The 15,667-nt window shown below is 67.3% G+C and carries 17 protein-coding genes, 2 tRNA genes and 1 pseudogene; 8 read left to right on the top strand and 12 right to left on the bottom strand.

The annotated features are described in order from the left end of the window. Nucleotides 1–672 precede the first annotated feature (672 nt). Nucleotides 673–1,584, top strand: coding sequence for a sugar phosphate isomerase/epimerase family protein (locus tag Aut01nite_RS42255; protein WP_043526176.1), 912 nt, complete (start codon nt 673–675; stop codon nt 1,582–1,584). Between the two features lie 188 nt (nt 1,585–1,772). Here the strand turns inward: Aut01nite_RS42255 and Aut01nite_RS42250 are convergent, their stop codons facing one another. Continuing rightward, a complete protein-coding gene (locus Aut01nite_RS42250) occupies nt 1,773–2,108 on the bottom strand; it encodes a hypothetical protein (protein ID WP_043526174.1) in 336 nt (111 codons plus the stop codon). A gap of 206 nt (nt 2,109–2,314) precedes the next feature. On the opposite strand from Aut01nite_RS42250, the gene Aut01nite_RS42245 reads away from it, so the two are divergent. The 4 genes from Aut01nite_RS42245 (at nt 2,315) to Aut01nite_RS42230 (ending at nt 4,478) form a co-directional block, all read left to right on the top strand. After that, nucleotides 2,315–2,387: transfer RNA gene (locus Aut01nite_RS42245), tRNA-Asn, on the top strand. Nucleotides 2,388–2,893: 506 nt separating this feature from the next. Next, the gene (locus tag Aut01nite_RS42240; RefSeq protein WP_043526334.1) at nt 2,894–4,159 is read left to right on the top strand and encodes an NAD(P)/FAD-dependent oxidoreductase; all 1,266 of its coding nucleotides are present in this window, start codon (nt 2,894–2,896) and stop codon (nt 4,157–4,159) included. A gap of 21 nt (nt 4,160–4,180) precedes the next feature. Continuing rightward, nucleotides 4,181–4,351 (top strand): hypothetical protein, encoded by a 171-nt coding sequence (locus tag Aut01nite_RS42235; RefSeq protein ID WP_173476693.1) that lies wholly within the window; start codon nt 4,181–4,183, stop codon nt 4,349–4,351. Between the two features lie 50 nt (nt 4,352–4,401). Continuing rightward, a tRNA-Ile gene (locus Aut01nite_RS42230) sits at nt 4,402–4,478 on the top strand. Between the two features lie 538 nt (nt 4,479–5,016). Here the strand turns inward: Aut01nite_RS42230 and Aut01nite_RS44140 are convergent. The 8 genes and pseudogenes from Aut01nite_RS44140 to Aut01nite_RS42190 all read right to left on the bottom strand — a co-directional run. Further along, nucleotides 5,017–5,994 (bottom strand): annotated as a pseudogene (locus tag Aut01nite_RS44140) (recombinase family protein); the annotation flags it as partial. Between the two features lie 156 nt (nt 5,995–6,150). After that, nucleotides 6,151–6,411, bottom strand: coding sequence for a hypothetical protein (locus tag Aut01nite_RS42220; protein ID WP_152628766.1), 261 nt, complete (start codon nt 6,409–6,411; stop codon nt 6,151–6,153). A gap of 143 nt (nt 6,412–6,554) precedes the next feature. Beyond that, nucleotides 6,555–7,190, bottom strand: coding sequence for a hypothetical protein (locus Aut01nite_RS42215; protein ID WP_043526169.1), 636 nt, complete (start codon nt 7,188–7,190; stop codon nt 6,555–6,557). Next, entirely contained in the window at nt 7,190–8,083 is an 894-nt protein-coding gene (locus Aut01nite_RS42210; RefSeq protein ID WP_043526167.1) for a replication-relaxation family protein, read from the bottom strand. Before Aut01nite_RS42210 ends, Aut01nite_RS42215 begins: the two co-directional genes overlap by 1 nt. A 525-nt stretch (nt 8,084–8,608) precedes the next feature. After that, nucleotides 8,609–9,382, bottom strand: coding sequence for a DUF2637 domain-containing protein (locus tag Aut01nite_RS42205; protein ID WP_239124643.1), 774 nt, complete (start codon nt 9,380–9,382; stop codon nt 8,609–8,611). 552 nt (nt 9,383–9,934) lie between these two features. After that, nucleotides 9,935–10,162 (bottom strand): hypothetical protein, encoded by a 228-nt coding sequence (locus tag Aut01nite_RS42200; protein WP_043526165.1) that lies wholly within the window; start codon nt 10,160–10,162, stop codon nt 9,935–9,937. 135 nt (nt 10,163–10,297) lie between these two features. Continuing rightward, a complete protein-coding gene (locus tag Aut01nite_RS42195) occupies nt 10,298–10,549 on the bottom strand; it encodes a hypothetical protein (protein ID WP_043526163.1) in 252 nt (83 codons plus the stop codon). A gap of 37 nt (nt 10,550–10,586) precedes the next feature. Then, entirely contained in the window at nt 10,587–11,018 is a 432-nt protein-coding gene (locus Aut01nite_RS42190) for a hypothetical protein (protein ID WP_152628765.1), read from the bottom strand. Between the two features lie 501 nt (nt 11,019–11,519). Here Aut01nite_RS42190 and Aut01nite_RS42185 point away from each other — a divergent pair. Then, nucleotides 11,520–11,756, top strand: a complete 237-nt coding sequence (locus Aut01nite_RS42185; RefSeq protein WP_152628764.1) for a hypothetical protein — start codon at nt 11,520–11,522, stop codon at nt 11,754–11,756. A 1,244-nt stretch (nt 11,757–13,000) separates the two neighbouring features. Beyond that, nucleotides 13,001–13,714, top strand: coding sequence for a hypothetical protein (locus tag Aut01nite_RS42180; protein ID WP_152628763.1), 714 nt, complete (start codon nt 13,001–13,003; stop codon nt 13,712–13,714). A 6-nt stretch (nt 13,715–13,720) separates the two neighbouring features. On the opposite strand, the gene Aut01nite_RS42175 is transcribed toward Aut01nite_RS42180, so the two are convergent. Continuing rightward, nucleotides 13,721–13,918: a helix-turn-helix transcriptional regulator gene (locus Aut01nite_RS42175; RefSeq protein WP_083999141.1), complete on the bottom strand. Its 198-nt coding sequence runs from the start codon at nt 13,916–13,918 to the stop codon at nt 13,721–13,723. Between the two features lie 159 nt (nt 13,919–14,077). Here Aut01nite_RS42175 and Aut01nite_RS42170 point away from each other — a divergent pair, with 159 nt between their 5' ends. Next, a complete protein-coding gene (locus Aut01nite_RS42170) occupies nt 14,078–14,275 on the top strand; it encodes a hypothetical protein (RefSeq protein ID WP_152628762.1) in 198 nt (65 codons plus the stop codon). An 8-nt stretch (nt 14,276–14,283) separates the two neighbouring features. Here the strand turns inward: Aut01nite_RS42170 and Aut01nite_RS42165 are convergent, their stop codons facing one another. Together Aut01nite_RS42165 and Aut01nite_RS42160 are read right to left on the bottom strand one after the other, a co-directional pair. Next, nucleotides 14,284–14,919 carry a hypothetical protein gene (locus tag Aut01nite_RS42165; protein ID WP_052163862.1) on the bottom strand — a complete coding sequence of 212 codons (636 nt, stop codon included), beginning with the start codon at nt 14,917–14,919 and terminating at the stop codon, nt 14,284–14,286. A 22-nt stretch (nt 14,920–14,941) separates the two neighbouring features. Then, nucleotides 14,942–15,397 (bottom strand): hypothetical protein, encoded by a 456-nt coding sequence (locus Aut01nite_RS42160; RefSeq protein ID WP_043526160.1) that lies wholly within the window; start codon nt 15,395–15,397, stop codon nt 14,942–14,944. Between the last annotated feature and the right edge of the window lie 270 nt (nt 15,398–15,667).

Below are 15,667 nucleotides of genomic sequence, written 5' to 3'. Positions count from 1 at the left end.
CAGCACTGGCGACCAGCCGGGCAAGATCCGCCGCTGTGTGGACGGTTCTGCGCGTGCTGCTGCGGGGTAGGGGCGTAGTGATCGGGAGGGGTGAACCGTGAGTCACCGTGCGGTGAGGCGGGTCGGTGTGGGCGGGGGCGGTGACGCTGAGGCGGTCGTCGATCAGTGTGCCGGCCGTGGATGGGACGGTTTGGACGGTAAGACCTGGTTGCCGGGGGTGAGACGGTGTGTGGCGACCTGGGCGCCGCCACGGGTGGGAGGCGGTCGGCGGTCGAAGGCGGTGTGCGTACGCACGGGCAGTCGTGGATTGCACGTCCGTTGATGCGCCATTTGAAAAACCGGACTGACCGACAATGGCTCTCCGTGACCGAGCCGCGAGGGCTACTCGCTGGTCACCCCGGGCGGGAGCATCTGTATGTCTCGATGGCGGCGGCCGTTTTTGATCATGTTCGTGCAGGTGACCGCGTCGCACGGAAGGTGTGTCGCTGATCCGGGGCGCGGCGCAGGCTCGTACCCGAGGGCATGCGTTCCACGGATGGAGGCGACGATGGTGACCCGGATGCGCGAGATCGGCCGTTCAGGGGGCCGCTGCGGCATGGTCCATACTGGAGTCGCCAGCTCGTGCGAATGCACGTGCACCTGCACGGGTGACCTCGTCCGGGGAGGACATTGATGCGGTTGCGACATCCCTCCGGCCGGCTTGTGCACCTCAGCTGCGGGCTCAGTCTAGATCACGGCGACGGTGACCACGCCGACGACGTGACCGCCGCCGTCGCCCGTCTCGACATCGCCAACGCCGCGCTGCGCGCGCACTGCGGGACCGGTGTCCGAACCGTCTCGCTCCGGCTGCCGGCACGGCTGGCCGCCCGCCTCGCCGACGACGGCCGGGCCCGGAGCTGGCTGCGCGCCGAAATCGACGCCCGCGGGCTGGAGGTGCTCACCCTGGGCGGCGCGCCCGGCCAGGACACCGACGAGCCGGACCTCGACTGGAGCGAGCCCGCCCGGCTGCGGCACACCCTCGCGCTGGCCCGGGTGCTCGTCGACCTGCTGCCGTTCGAGGAGGTCCGCGGCGCTCTCATGACCTGCGGGCTGGGCCGGGCGGAGGAATGGGACGAGGCTCACCAGCGGGCCGGCGCCCGGCACCTGTCGCGCCTCTCCGGCGGTCTGGCCGATCTGGCGTGGCGGGTCGGCCGTGCGGTGCGGGTCGGGTTCGAGCCGGGTCCCGGCGGGGTTCTGGACAGTCCGGAGCAGACCGTGGCCGCGCTCAGCCGGATCGACAAGGACCGGCTGGGCCTCTGCCTCGACCTGAGCGCCGTGGTCCGGGACTGGGCCGCGCCCCTGGCCGGCATCGACCGGCTCACCGACGCCGGGCTCTCGGTCATCACCGCCCGGATCACCGACCCGTCGATCGCCTGGCAGCCGGTCCTGCGGCATCTGCTGGCCGCGGACACGGCCCGCACGGAGTACGTGGACATCGACATCCCCGGCACCGACGAGGAGCGGGGTGCAGCCCTGGCGTACGTGCTGGAGGAACTGACCGCCCTGGGTCTCGTCGCCGAACAGCAGCCCTGCACCGCCCCCTGACTCGCCGCCCTCTGACTCGCCGCCCCTGACTCACCGCCCCCTGACTCACCGCGCCGCAGAGCGGGCCGCCGTGGCGCAGAGCTGGCCGCTGTGGCGCAGAGCTGGCCGCCGTGGCGCGGATCGCGACCCCTGGACATGCCTCGGCGCCGCCCCCGTGCCGGGAGCGGCGCCGAACGGCGGAACCGGTGTCAGTAAGTGGTGCCGGTGCTGCTGGTGCTGCTGGAGGTGGTGCTCTTGGAACCGGAGAAGGAGTCACTCGGCGCCGTCAGCTCGTCCGTGGTGGTCGTGCTGCTGGTACCGGTGTTCAGCTTCTCGCCGAGCTTGGACGACTGGATCTTGTCCTTGCCCTCGGTGTAGAGCTTGTTGGCCTGCGCCTGGGCGACACCGGCGGCCTCCTGGACCGTCGGGTGCTGCCACACCTTCTGAGCGTTGGCCCGGATCTCCTCGTACTTCTCCCGGCCGGCACGACTGCCCATGACGAAGCCCGCCGCGAGACCGGTCAGGAACATCAGCTTTCCGCGCATGATGGCGGCTCCTTCCGTTGTTCGACGCGCGTGCGTCTGTCGGGGTGCATACCCATCCTGCCCGGGCGATACTCCCCGCATGCGGGTTTCCTGCCCGGTGTCGGGCCGCCGCGCGAACAGGGGGGTATCCCGTTCGCGGACGGTCCGGGTGGTCATGTAGTCTGTTCTCCGTCGCCAGGGAAACCGGGCGGTGAGCAACAGAGCAATCCCCGATAGCTCAATTGGCAGAGCAGCCGGCTGTTAACCGGCAGGTTATTGGTTCGAGTCCAATTCGGGGAGCAGACTTCAACCCCAGGCTTCACGGCCTGGGGTTTTCTGTTGTGTGCGCTCCTCTGTATAGCAAGAGACGCCCCGAGATCAGAACCTCCCGGACTTCAAGAACTTTTGTTGTACGCCCGGAGCCGTCCCGTCCCAGCGTGGGCCGTCCCGGGCTACCGCGCGATGTGGGCGGCGGGTTGCGGCCGATACGCGGGCTGCGGGCTGTGGCGGTGGCTCGCGGGACTGTCGTGCGGCCCGCGAGGCGGTTCCGGCGGGGGCCGGAGGTGCGGCCGGTCGGGAGGGGCGGCCCCACTGAGCGGGTGGCCGGGGTTTCGGCGGGTCGGGATGTGGGCTCTGGCGGAGGTTTCGGTGCGGTGTGCCGTTGTCCTGATCGAGCGGGCCGGGCGAGGAGCGTACCCGCGAAAGATCTTGATCTTGGGGTTTTTCATGCCTGGCTCTTTCGCCTCCCCGGACACGCATGTCTGGTTACGCTGGGCTCCGCGTTGATTGCAGCCAGTGAGGTGGACATGTCGCAGCCGGTAGAGGTGGACGTCGTCATCATCGGCGGCGGGCTCGCCGGGCTGACCGCCGCCCGCCGTCTCGACCGTGCCGGAGTCGAATGGCTCCTGGTGGAGGGGTCCGACCGGATCGGCGGACGGGTCGCCACCGACGTGATCGACGGCTGGCACATGGACCGTGGATTCCAGACGATCAACACCGCCTACCCGCGGTTGCCCGCGCTCGTCGACGTGGACGCGCTCGACATGCGCTACTTCACATCCGGTGTGCTGGTACGGCGCTGCGGTGGCCTGCACCGCCTGGAGAACCCGCTGCGCGAGCCGCTCGCCACCCCGCAGACCCTGCTCTCCGGGATCGGCACTCTCGGTGACCGGCTCAAGTTCGCCGCGCTCGCGACCCGCTGTGCCACCCTGCCGGTGTCCCGGCTGCTCGACGCGCCGGAGACCACCACGCAGGAGATGCTGCGCGCCGCCGGCCTGTCGCACCGGATCATCGAGGAGGCGCTGCGGCCGTTCTTCTCCGGGGTGTTCGCCGACCGTTCCCTGGAGACGTCCAGCCACGTGGCCGCGATGGTGCTGCGCTCGTTCACCCGCGGCCGGATCGGTGTGCCGGCCGCCGGGATGGCCGCGCTGCCCGCCGCCATCGCCGGGCCGCTGCCCTTCCCGCAGTTGCTGATCGGCGCCCGCACCCTGTCGATCGGCCCGCGCATGGTCGTCACCGAGGGTGGCGAGCTCCGCTGCCGCGCTGTGATCGTCGCCACCGATCCGCACGGCGCCGCCGCCCTGCTGCCCGGCCGCCTGCCCCGGCCCGACGTGCACAGCCTGACCACCTTCTACTTCGGGGCCGACCGGGCACCCATCGACGAGCCGACCCTGCTGCTCGACGGGGACCGGCGCGAGATCATCGCCAACACGGTGGTGATGAGCAACGCCGCACCCGAGTACGCCCCCGGCGGCAAGAGCCTCATCGCGGCCACCGTCGTCGGGATCTCCGCGCCGTCCAGCGCCTCCGAAGCCGTGATCCGGGTCGAATTGTCCCGCATGTACGGGGTGCCGACCGAGGACTGGGAACTGCTCAACGTGGTCACCGTCCCGCAGGCGCTGCCCGCGGCCCGGCCACCCCAGTCCCGGCTGCGCAGCCCCGTCGACCTGGGCGACGGCCTGTTCGTCGCCGGCGACCACCGCGACAGCCCGTCCATCCAGGGTGCGATGGCCGGCGGCTGGCGTACCGCAGGAGCAGTCCTGGCGTCACTCGGCGCCCGGGTCGGGGTTTAACGCCCGTTTTAGGGGGTTTCAATGAGCGACATCAGCCCGGAGAACTACGCTGAGTTCACCACCCAGGACGGCCCGGAATGTCCCAGTTGTTGCGACGAGGGACTGCCCCGGGTGGAGGATCTCCAGCCACCGGACATGGTGGAAGATCCGCGGCGACAGATCGTTCTTCTGCCGAAATCCCTGGTGCGGTGATAGATCGCTAGGCTTGGGAGCGGGGCACGGGATAGTATCGCCGCCGGTACGGGGCGGTAGCTCAGTGGGTTAGAGCAGGGGACTCATAATCCCTCGGTCGCGGGTTCGAGTCCCGCCCGCCCCACCAGGTTTGGCATTGCGCGAACCGGATCCGGTTCGTTGCCGTCGCCGGGGGACGTAGCGGGTGTCGCCGCGTCCACCGCGACGGCCTCTTCGTGCGGCAGCCGGAACACCGGGATGATCTCGTCGCCGATGATGCGGATCTCGGCGATCAGTTCCTCGATGATGGCTTTGCGCTCGGCTGAGTCGCCGTTGGTGATCACGTGTTCGAGGCGGGCTCGGGTCTTCGCGAGGGTACTGGGTGACGGTGCGACGGGTTCGTCGCTGATCAGGTCGGTGATCTCGTCGCGGCGGATCTTGAGGGCTTCGATCTGGGTGCGGAGTTCGCGCAGGCGTGGGCCGGTGTCTTCCTCGTCCATGGTGCCGTTCTCGAACGCTGTCCGGTATTTGTCGCGTGCCGTGGTTTTGGCGGTGATGGCGGCTTCGATGGCGTCGAGTTCGGCGTGCCGGTCGGCGTTGGTGTCGTGGTGGTGGGCTCGCGCCTTGTTGATCGCGGTGGCGATGAGGGTGTCGGCGTCGCGGTAGAAGTCGTGCAGGGCTTGGAGGACGGCTTCGTCCATGGCGGGGGCGTCCAGGCGGGGACTGGTGCAGCCGTGGGCGCCGTATCGGCTGCGGGAGTAGCAGGTGTAGTAGTGGTAGCTGCGGGTGCGGCCTTTCGCTGACGTGCCGATGTACTTGTTCTTGCAGCGTGGGCAGGTGATCAGGCCGGTGAGGTGGTAGTCGGATCCGTTCATGGCGCGCTGGTTGTGGGCGTCGGAGCGGGTGTCGGCGATCTCGCGGATGTGGTCCCAGGTGGGGCGGTCGATGAGCGCGGGGTGGGCGTCGGGGACGTGGGTGTCGCCGTAGACGATGTCGCCGGTGTAGGCGGGGTTCTCCAGGAGGCGGCCGATGGTCATGCCGGACCATTTCTTGCCGGTGCGGTTGGTGATGCCGCGCCGGTTGAGTTCGTCGGCTATGGCGCGGGTGCCGAGGCGTTTCTTCACGTACATGCGGACGATTTCGCGGAGGATCGCGGCCTCGTGCTCGTGTGGTACGAGTTTCTGGGTTGTTCGGTCGATGAGGTAGCCGTAGGGGCGGTTGCCGCCGGGCCATTTTCCTTTGGCGGCTTTGGCGTTCATTCCGTTGATGACGCGGTCGATGATGGTTTCGCGTTCGAATTCGGCAAAGACGCCGAGGAGTTGGACGAGCATGCGCCCGATGGAGGTGGAGGTGTCGAACGGTTCGGTGGCCGAGGTGAACGCGACGCCCGCGTCTTCGAGTTGTCCGAGTAGGTCCAGCAGGTCGGACAGGCGGCGGGAGAACCGGTCGACGCGGTACACGAGCAGCACGTCGTATCGGCTGGCTGCGGCGGCGCGCAGGGCGCGTTGCAGGCCGGGGCGTTCGGTGGTGGCTCCGGAGGCGTCGTCGGTGAAGGGTTCTCCGGCGATGATCCATCCGGGCTGGGAGTTGACGTACGAGGTGAGAGCGGCGAGCTGGGCGTCGATGGAGAACGGCTGGTGCTCGTCGTCGGTGGAGCGGCGCACGTAGAGGGCGACGCGGCGGGTGCCGGTGGGGGTGTCGCCGAAGCCGGTACGGGGGCGGCGGCGTCGGGAGCGGGCGGTGGTGGCTGCCACGGGCGTTTCCTTCCGAGGGGTGGTGGGCGGGGTGGCACTTGTCGCACCACCCCGCCTCGTCGTGCGTCATGCGGTCAGGTCGTCGGGGTGTTCGCGTTCGTAGCGGGCGATGAGGACGGCGAGTGCTTCCACCGCTCTGGCGTATTGGGCGGCGGTCATGGGGACCGTTTCGATGTGGTGGATTCGGATGTCGGTTATGGCGGCCTGTTTCCGGGTGGATGCTGTCCGTGATTTTCGCCGTCGGATATTCGACGTGCCGGATTCGTTCGGCGGATCAGTTCGACGATACCCGATTTTTGTTTCTGAATGATCGGGGTGGTGCGACATTCTCCTCCATGAGGAATTCGCAACTCGGAGCTTTGTCGGCGACGAATCATGGGCTGTATTCCTTTCCTTAGTTATGAAATTGAGTCGCAGCGGTGTTGCTCGGCGGGGCCATCCGGCCCCGCCGAGCAGCGGAATACGCGGGATCAACGCGGCTGCGGTGCCGCTTCCTCGTCGGCGACGAAGACTTCGAGCAGCCGGACGGCGTGCCGGAGCCGGGATTGGGCCTCCTGTCCTTTGGAGGAGCACTGCAGGTCGTAGTGCAGTTGGGCGACGACACCGATGACCGGTTCGGTGCGGATTGCCGCCTGTGGGGTGCCGCGTAGCCAGGTCGTGGCGAGTTGCCGGGACGCGGCCGCGTCGGCGAGATCCTTCGCGGAGATCGCGAGGACGTGGTGGTCGGTTGTTGAGGAGTTCCGGGTCGTGGGGCGGGATGATTCTGTGGCGAAGACGCGCAGCCACCGGACGGCGCGGCGTAGGGCGCGGTGGGCTTGCTGGTCGGGGGTGTGCTCATCGCGCAGGATGTCGAGGAGTTCGGCGACCATGGCGATCACCGGGGCGGTCTGAGCGGCCCTGCTGGGCTCGCGCAGCAGTGCCGTGGCGAACCACTGCACGTCTTGCGGTAGAGGGATCGGTTCAGGTTCGCCGAGGAGTTCGGCGAGGGACCGGCTTTCCCCAGGGCTGTCTTCGTGGGGTGCGGCCAAGCCGGGCTCGTCTGCACGGCCGTCACTGTGGTCGGTGTTCTCGACGAGTTCGATCGATTCGCCTTCGTGGGCGTTCATCAGGTGTGCTCCGTGATCTCGTGGTCGTGGTGCGGAAGGTCGGCCAGGCGTAGCCGGGGGCCGTGGTGGCCGTGTAGCCACCACACGTTCTCGGCGGGCGACTGTCCGGTGGCGGTGGCGTGCTCGCCGGCGGCGGTGGCCACCAGGTCGGTGACGTCGGTGCCGGCCAGTTGTTGGTGCAGGTTGAGTTCGCGGCGGGCGGAGGGCAGCCAGAACAGCACCGGCCACCGCCAGCGGGTCATGTCCGCGAGCCGCGCGTAGTTGGAGATCTTGTCGATCAGGACGGGTAGGGCTTCGGTGCCGAGATCCATCTCGAGCAGGAACGGCACCTGCCGGTCGTGTTCGGCCCAGACGCCGTGGGCGTCCGGGCGAGGCAGGCTGGTGAGCAGCATCAGGCTCGGGTCGTCGCCGGTGCGGAAGAATGCTCCTCTCTCTTGTAGGGCGGAGGCAGGCCGCCATTGGATGAGGCGGCTGCCGGGTTGGGTGCGTTCGTGGGCGGCCAGGTCGACGAAGAACTGGTTGGTGGCCAGCAGGTGCGGCAGGTTCGCCCGGGAGGTCAGGTGCTGGCGGCGCTGCCGGGCCTGGTCCCGGCGCGGGAACGGGTCGCGGCGTTGGGCGGCGACGATCTCGGTGCCGAGTTGGTCGAGCAGGTAGTGGTACGGATACGAGCCGCCCTCCCAGCGTTGCGGCCGGAACCGGGCCAGCACACCCAGCGCGAGGAGCTTGAGCAGCCGCCGCTGACAGAACGTCAGCGACCCGTACAGGGCGGTGTTGATCTGGTCGGTGGTCAGGACGCCGTGGTCGTAGAGCCAGCTGAGCAGCCGCAGATCACGGCCGGTGAGAGACGATTGCGCCCGCAGCAGGCGCTGGTCATAGTTGGTACGGATAGGCATCACCCCCCGGGGAGACCCCAGACGAGGGTCTGTCGCAGCACATGACGGTCGCCGCCGGATACCAGCTGACCTGTGCTGACAGGCGGACAGTGAGGTCGGTGTAGGGGTTGGTGCCAAGACCGACCCCTACACCGACGCCCGAACGCACCCCGGCACCGACATGCGGACCGGAGCCAGCCGGATTGGAAGGTCGGCGAAGTTCGATGCCTCTCTCTTGAAGCCTTTCCGCTTGACCGGGTCGGCCTTGGGTTGCCGGCCGGGTCCGATGCTCGGGCTCTGCGTTGATGCCGCCAGTCGCTCGGCTGCGCGGCGCGATGGGGTGTGGCGGTCGAACGGTGAACCCGGGTGTGACAGGTTCTGACAGATCGACTGCGTGGTACGGGCCTGGACTCCGGCAGGCGAGCGGAGGTAACTTCCGCTGTCCTTTCGGTAATCGGTGGAATGCCAAGTGAGGCACGGTTTCTCCTTTGATCGGTGGAGCGGCAGATTTGTAGGAACGACGGACGAGCCGGCCGCGGTGTGCGGTCAGGGTGGCGAGCGGGTGACGGCCGCGACGGGCAGGACGGGTGGTCCTGCCGATGCGGACTTCTGGTCGCCGCTGGCTTCGGTGTCGGCGGGCTGGTCGCGGATCAACTTGACGAGCGCGGAGGCCCGAGCGTTCGACATGGCGTGCCCCTGTCGGCGCAGCACCTCTGCCATCGACTCCCGCGACAGCGGACGCCTTTCGCGGGTCAGGTCAGCCGCAGCCTTACGGGCAACCGGAAGTAGCTCGCGGACGTCCTCATCGGGTGATGAAGCGTCGTCCGCTGGCGTGGCGGGGTGTTGCGGACGTCCGGGACCGTCCGGGACGGCCGCCGCCGGATGGTGGTGATCGGTTGGCTCGGGACCGGCCCGGCCGAGCGCGATTTTCACCATGGCGAGGAACCCGACCGCTGGGAGCGCCGCCGCGATCCAGCCGATGACCGACGGCTCCGCCTCCACGACCTGCGCGCCGAGCGACAGCACGACGGCGACCACGAGCACGACGGCCGGGAACCACAGCCGGGCGCCGAGGCGTTTCCGGCGCCGCAGTTCCAGACCGCCGGCTACGGACATCAGCTCCAGCACCACCGCGTCGGCCCACGCCAGCCATCCCGGCTGGCCATGCGCTTCAGCGACGTCGTGCACGTGCGTGAATGAGGCCGCCGCCGCAGCGGCCCCGATCGCCAGCATGATGACGACCTGGACGACACCTTCGACGCGGGCGGCACGGTCCGCTCGCGTCGAAACCGGTGGACGGGCTTGATTCACCGGCGCCACCGCAACGGTGGTGAGGCCCGGCCGCGCCGGGCGGTGAGGAGGGAACCGTTCGGGCTGACAGACCGTGACAGACAGCGAACGAGTCCGAATCGGCCGTGGTGACAGACCCGGCGGGTATCTTGCCCTCCCCAAACAGCGTGACAGTGATCGATAATCATGGCGGCACCCTCCAAAGACGACGAGCCCGCACCGCAGCCGCGAAGCGAGCGAACGAAGCAGCCGCCGCAGTCCGGGAGGACTACGGCGGCGAAGACGAGCCGTGGCAGAGACCGCGGCTTGCTACAGAAGGAAAGGGACGGCCGCGCGCCGTTCTGGACACGACACCGGCAAGATTTTTTCGAGCGATCACACCGGCGACGGGGGTTGGTGGTGCGGCCGAGCAGATCAACACTGGCGGTAGGCAGCGCTGACCTGGTCTTTTGGCGTACGGGATCGCTCACGCTGCCGGGCAGCCGAGACGGAACAATCACTCGGCACGGGCCCCTGTTCGACTGGTTCCTCGACCGCTTCGCCTACCTCGACTGGACCATCCCGGCCGGAAGTCTGTCCGGCCTACCGCCCACAGACATGCGGCCACGCCAACTCGAACGCTTCCTCCTCGAAGACGCCGACTACGCCCAACGCGACCGGATCTGGGCCGCCGTCATCGCCGGCGCCCGCGAGCCTGCCACTGCCGAGCCGTACCGCGTCCTCGCGATCGGATTGGCAGCCCGCGGCCTCCGCGGGTTCCGCATCAGCCGAACCGGGCTCTCCCTCGACGAGTACGCCGACGTCGACCACGACTTGGTCCTCGGGTTTCTTCGCCGCCTGGGCACCATCGATGTCCGCACCAGCAATCTCGGCATGAAGCTCATCGACAGCGGAATCACTTACGCCCGGACCCGTCAGAGCCAGCCTCGGCCAGTCAGCGTCGAACTACAGCCCATCTCCGCTACCGCAGGTGATCCCGAGGACGACGTCAGTGCCCTGCTCAACGAGTCGATCACCGAGCTCGCCAAGGCCGGGAAGCCCCTTGCAGATCAGGACGTCAAGCTGCTCACCTTGACCATCGTCGACGGCTTCAGCGTGAAGGACGCGGCGAAGAACCTCGGACTCGACGTTCAGGTCGCCTACAAGCGGCGGCAACGCGCGGGAGCGCGCCTGCGCGACCATCTCGCCGCTGCTCATCAAGCGTCTGGGGAGGTCCCCGCCGCCGGAGGCTCGGCTACCGGTCGCGGTGCCACGGCATCCGCGGAGGCGGCGGCACCGCCGACTCGTCGAACGGCTCCGAGCCCTGCCCCACCGCGATCAGCTCGGAGACCAGGATCGACAATTCCGCCTGCCAGCTCGGATCACGATCGACACGCAACACACCTCGAATCTGATCCGACAGCACCAGAACCGGACCACCCGAGCGCGCCACCACGCTGAAGCCGAGTCCTTGAACCAGCACCACGGCGCCCGCAACACCAGCCTGAACCGTCACCTCGGGCGGCGATGACCTCGACCGCGCGATGTCCCACAACGCGACCACGATGTCGGCCAGCACCGGCTCATCCTCGATGAACGCGATGTACGACGAAGTCGCACCATGCGAGCGACTCGGCCACACCGAAGAGGGCATGTCCCGCAGCTCCGCGGCCAGCGCATTGGCCAACGTCTCCAGGTCAGGCGTGCCGCTGTCGGCCTGGTCAGCTGTCCCCCTCACAGTGACCAAGCCTGCCACCATCTTCCCTCGGCGGGAAGCCTGCCTCGATCAGCCAATCCATGGTTCTCTTGCACGGATAACGACATCGACGCCAGAGTCCGCACATGGAGTTGGGGCCAGCTCAGCGAACGACAGTTGCTCCTGCTGCAGCGAATCGCCAGCGGCGACGATCTCAGCGGACCGGATGGGGTCAGCCAACGGACATCCGCACGAAGTCTCCAGAGCCGGCAGCTGGTGAAGATCAGCCGGCGCGACAAGGTATGGCGTGCGCAGATCACTGAGACCGGCCCCTTCCATCTCGAGCACGGACACCGTCCCTCCGCGGCCGATCAAGGTGGCGTCGGTCCGAGATATGGATGCGGTAGCCGGCAAAGCGACGAGCCGTCACCGCGGCCGACGGCCAAGAGATCGCCTTCCGTACGCAGAGACGGTCGATCCGCCGTCACGTCCATGGCCGAGACGGCGAAGGTGCTCATCCAGAAACTCCAGTGGATCCGTTCGTTTTGGAGTGAGCTACGCCTCGGCGATCATGGCGACTATTTCGCAGTCTCCTCTGGCTACGCGCCGCAAGCCAAATGCGCCGGGGGCTACTCACTGCGGCGGCCGACGTCTGACCCTGTCGCCGGCCAGGTCATTATCGGTGATCTCTCTCCAAGCGAACGCACCGCCGCCGGGCCGCCCGGCTGAACACGATCGGACAATGCTTAACAGAACCTGACGGCTTCTCGGGAGTCGGCCTTTCGTCGGCGCGGAGCGCCTCGACATACGAGGTCAGCGGCTCGGGTGGCTCGCTCGGTGCTATCTATCCTGAAGCCCGGAGTCACGGAGGAGATCAGTGGGCAGTTACCGACGGCGCGGCCACTACCGCCGCGGGCGCAACGGCACGAAGCATTGGGTCTCGACCCACAACGTCAGGCGCAGCGGCCGGAGAGGTTCGATCTCCCTGCCGTCCTTCACGCGGCGAACTCTGCCGTCATTCACTCAAAAGGCCTCGCGTTCGTCGACAGGCCGTAGCGTGATCGCGCCGAACGCACGGTGCCCGGTTTGCGGCGCTCTTACCTACTTCTACGCCAACGAACACGGCAGCAAGGTCTACTTCGACGCGCTGGGTCCACCGTGGCCTAAACATCCATGTCTTGACATCGCGCGCGCCAGTACACCAGGACCGGCGCGGGCAGTCCCAGGAACGAAAGCGTCCCCGACGCCGAACCGTTGGACGGAATCCCCGAGGATCGCGACGCCGCCTCGCCCCCACGTCCCCGCAAGCGCTCCCCATTTCAGCTCGCTGACCATGCCCTGGACGGTGGCAGGGCGATGGACATTAGACGGGCGAACCCTTCTGCACCTACATCCAATCGACCAGGGGTATGCCGTCTCTGCCTGGCAGGTCCCATCGACCTGTTCACTCCTGCCCGGTGACACCATTTTCCTCGTCGATGGAGGTATGTCATATTTTGATATTATTCGCTTTGAAGTTGTCGAGTCTCCGATCTTTTTTATGGGTGTGGTGCCCCTTGAGCCGGCACCGATCGTCCGATTCTTCCGTTGGCTGACTGGACGGCGCTGATACCAGCCGCTGTAGCAGCGAAGCCCGGCCAACCTGACCGGGTGGGTTCGTTTGGAAGGAGAGCGCTAATGAGGCCCTGAACAGCAGCGACAGGGTCAGACATCGGCCGCCGCAGCCTGAGTAGCCCGCGCATTTGGCTCGCGGAGCGTAGCCGGCGGAGACTGCGAAATAGCCGCCATGACCACCGAGGCGTAGTTCACCCCAAAATGAACGCACCCAACTCCAGCGGGAGGGCCGGAACCCTCACGATCGAAGAGCCCGACGAGTAGAGGCGTACCGCCCACCGCGGAACAAGCTCTATCTCTAGCTCGGGCAAGCCCGCCGCTCAGTCACCCTTCGCGAGGAGTGCGACGAGGTCAAGCACGTGCCCACTCAGAAGGAACTCCGAGAACTCCGTCGGTCGCCCTGGCATCGTATACCCGAGACCGAGCGGGTGCCGTCCGGCCAGCTGCGCCTGGAGATCAACCGCGCAGGCCACGGCCAGACCGACAAGCGGGCCACGCTGGAGAAGCGCCTACCGCGAATCATCCGCGAGATTGAAGCCGGGATCGAAGCTGACGATGAGGCTCGTAGAGCCCGCGAGCGCGCACACCAGGAGTACCTGGCCGAGCAGCGTCGCCGCGAGGAAGAACAGCACTGTCAGTGGCAGGAAGCCCTTGATCAGGCCAGGCCGCAAGCCGTGGAGGCGCTGAGACGGAAACTATTCCGGAGTGCCTTCGACGACTGGGCAGCAGCCTCCGAGATTCGTGCATTCTGCGACGCCCTCGAGAGCACCGGCGACAACACGGACGAAGACTCTGTCTCGGCTGGGAATCGGGCTCGATGGGTGGCCTGGGGGAGGGCCGAAGCTGATCGCATCGATCCGACTCATGGCGAGATCGGCCTCGCGGAAACTGCGTTCGAGATCAAGCCCCGCCCGGACAGCCTGCGGCCGTTCATCGGTGACTGGAGTCCTCATCAACCCCGGCGAGAGTACCGATATGAACTCGACGAGCGGAAAGCCGATACGTCATACCTGGCAGAGGACACCTGGCACCACGGCATGCGTGGGCGTCCGGCCTGGTGGCGGAACCGCTGACCGGAGCTATTCCTTCTCGTCCTCGTGAACCCGGTTAGGTCGGTTCGCGGCCCACTGCCGCACGTCGGAGGTCCGCCAGATCCGTCCAACAGACAGGTGGGCAACCGGTGCGGGGAAGTCAGGGCGCTCGACGAGCACGGCGACGCGCTGGCGTGTCACGCCGAGATAATCGGCGATCTCTGCGGCTGCCATGACCTCTTCCATGGACGCCGACCCTCTGACTGCAGATGTTGACTACCTGACAATCGGGGGGTTGTCTACTAGACAACCCTATGGCATCGTCGACAGGCATACAGGTGATTCCGTATCTGCCGGGCCCGCACGAACGCGGGCTCGCGCGGGCAACCCCGAGGGGAGTACGTGATGATCGCCCAGACCGACGACCCGATCCGCGACGTGGCCGAGCAGGTCGCCGACAGCCTGTCGCACCGGGGCTACGCCTTCGTCGAAGACGACAAGGTCGAGCCGCTGGCCGCGACGCTACGAGCCTTCCTGCAGGCAGCGGGGATCCCACTCAATGTCGCGGGGGAGGCGGAACCCGTCGGGTCGGCGGCGATCTGATCTGCGCGCTACACCAGCGATGTCACGGCGAGTAGAAGGATCCAAGCCAGGAAGCTGCCGCCGAAGCAGATCACCCCACCCAGCTGTGCGGAGCGGTCGACCTCTCCCATCGTCTGCGTGCGAGGTCGGCCAAGCACGGAGATGAGGATGTAGGCCGCGAAGTACGCGATGGCCGGCAGGCCGCACATCGACCACAGCAACGTTCCGACCGATGCGCCGCTATCCGGACTGAGTACGAAGAGGCCGCAGGAGAGCAGCCACGTGCACAGCGCGGCCGCTGAATAGACCAGCACGTTTCGGCCGGTGGGGGACATCGTCGGGAACAGGGTCGGGCGCATGCCGCGCTCTTCGGCGTGCCGAGCCTCGACGTCGGCTTGATCGACCGCCTCCCACGCTAGCCGGAGGGCCTCGTCGGGGTCGGACAGCCCGGTCCGTGCGACACCGCCGAAGGAAGGATGCGGCTCCCGCAGCCGCTGAGACAGGCCGAGAAGGTGATCACCCTGAATGCTCAGTCGACGCTTCAGCTTCTCTACCGCAGCGCGGCCAGCGGCAGCGCGCTGCTGGACTTGGGCGGAACGGGCCGCTTCCTGGTTACGGGCATCGGCGAGGCGGCGGGCCAGTTCGGCGTACTCGGCCCATCTCATCGCAAGGTCGTCCTGGTCCGCATCACCGCTCCGGTGCCGCTTCGATCGCAGCTTCAACTCGATCGAGGTAGTTGAACCACCATTCGCCCTTACGGATCTTGGTGGATGAGGCGAGGAGGCTTCCCGTCACCACATAGGTCAGCACTGTGGCGCTGATCGGATCGAAGAGAGGTGTCAGCGACTTGCCGTGCAGTACCGCATCGAGGAACTCCGTGACCTGGTCACCGGAAAGAGCGGACCACTGCTCCATGGCGGAGATCTCAGCTGCGAGCAGGCGAATCTCATCGGCAGTCGGCTTGCCGTCGTATGCGTCGTGGACGACGAAGCCACAAACCGCCAGTGCCAGATGCAGCCCTTTCAAGCGTGAGTCATCGTCCGGGAAGGAGTTGAGAGCCACGTCGAGCTTGTCCTCGTCGCGCTTCACCACCGCACCGAAGATTTCGCGTACTAGTGGCTCGACCCGATCGTCAACGATCATCGCTGCTCCCTCGTTGTTCCTTCTTCTTCCCGATCCATGCCTTGTACGCCCCGATTGCGGCAGCGGTGGCGAGGACCGTGCCGGCAATCGTCTTCGGTATAGCGGGCAGGAACTCCTGGAATGTCGCATATCCAGCCGTTGCCGCGGACGCCCACCAGCCGATCTTCTCCGATGGGATTTTCGCCCTTGGTTGTGGCGCGGGCGCACCACGCGCCTGATCTTCACGACTCGACCGCTGGATCTGCGGCTTCCGCGGCGGACTATGGACCG

Origin of the sequence: Actinoplanes utahensis, from assembly GCF_016862455.1 — a bacterium.
GTDB classification, from domain to species: Bacteria; Actinomycetota; Actinomycetes; order Mycobacteriales; family Micromonosporaceae; genus Actinoplanes; species Actinoplanes utahensis.
The sequence above is the reverse complement of the archived record's forward strand: the minus strand, read 5'-3'. Positions and strand labels throughout refer to the sequence as shown.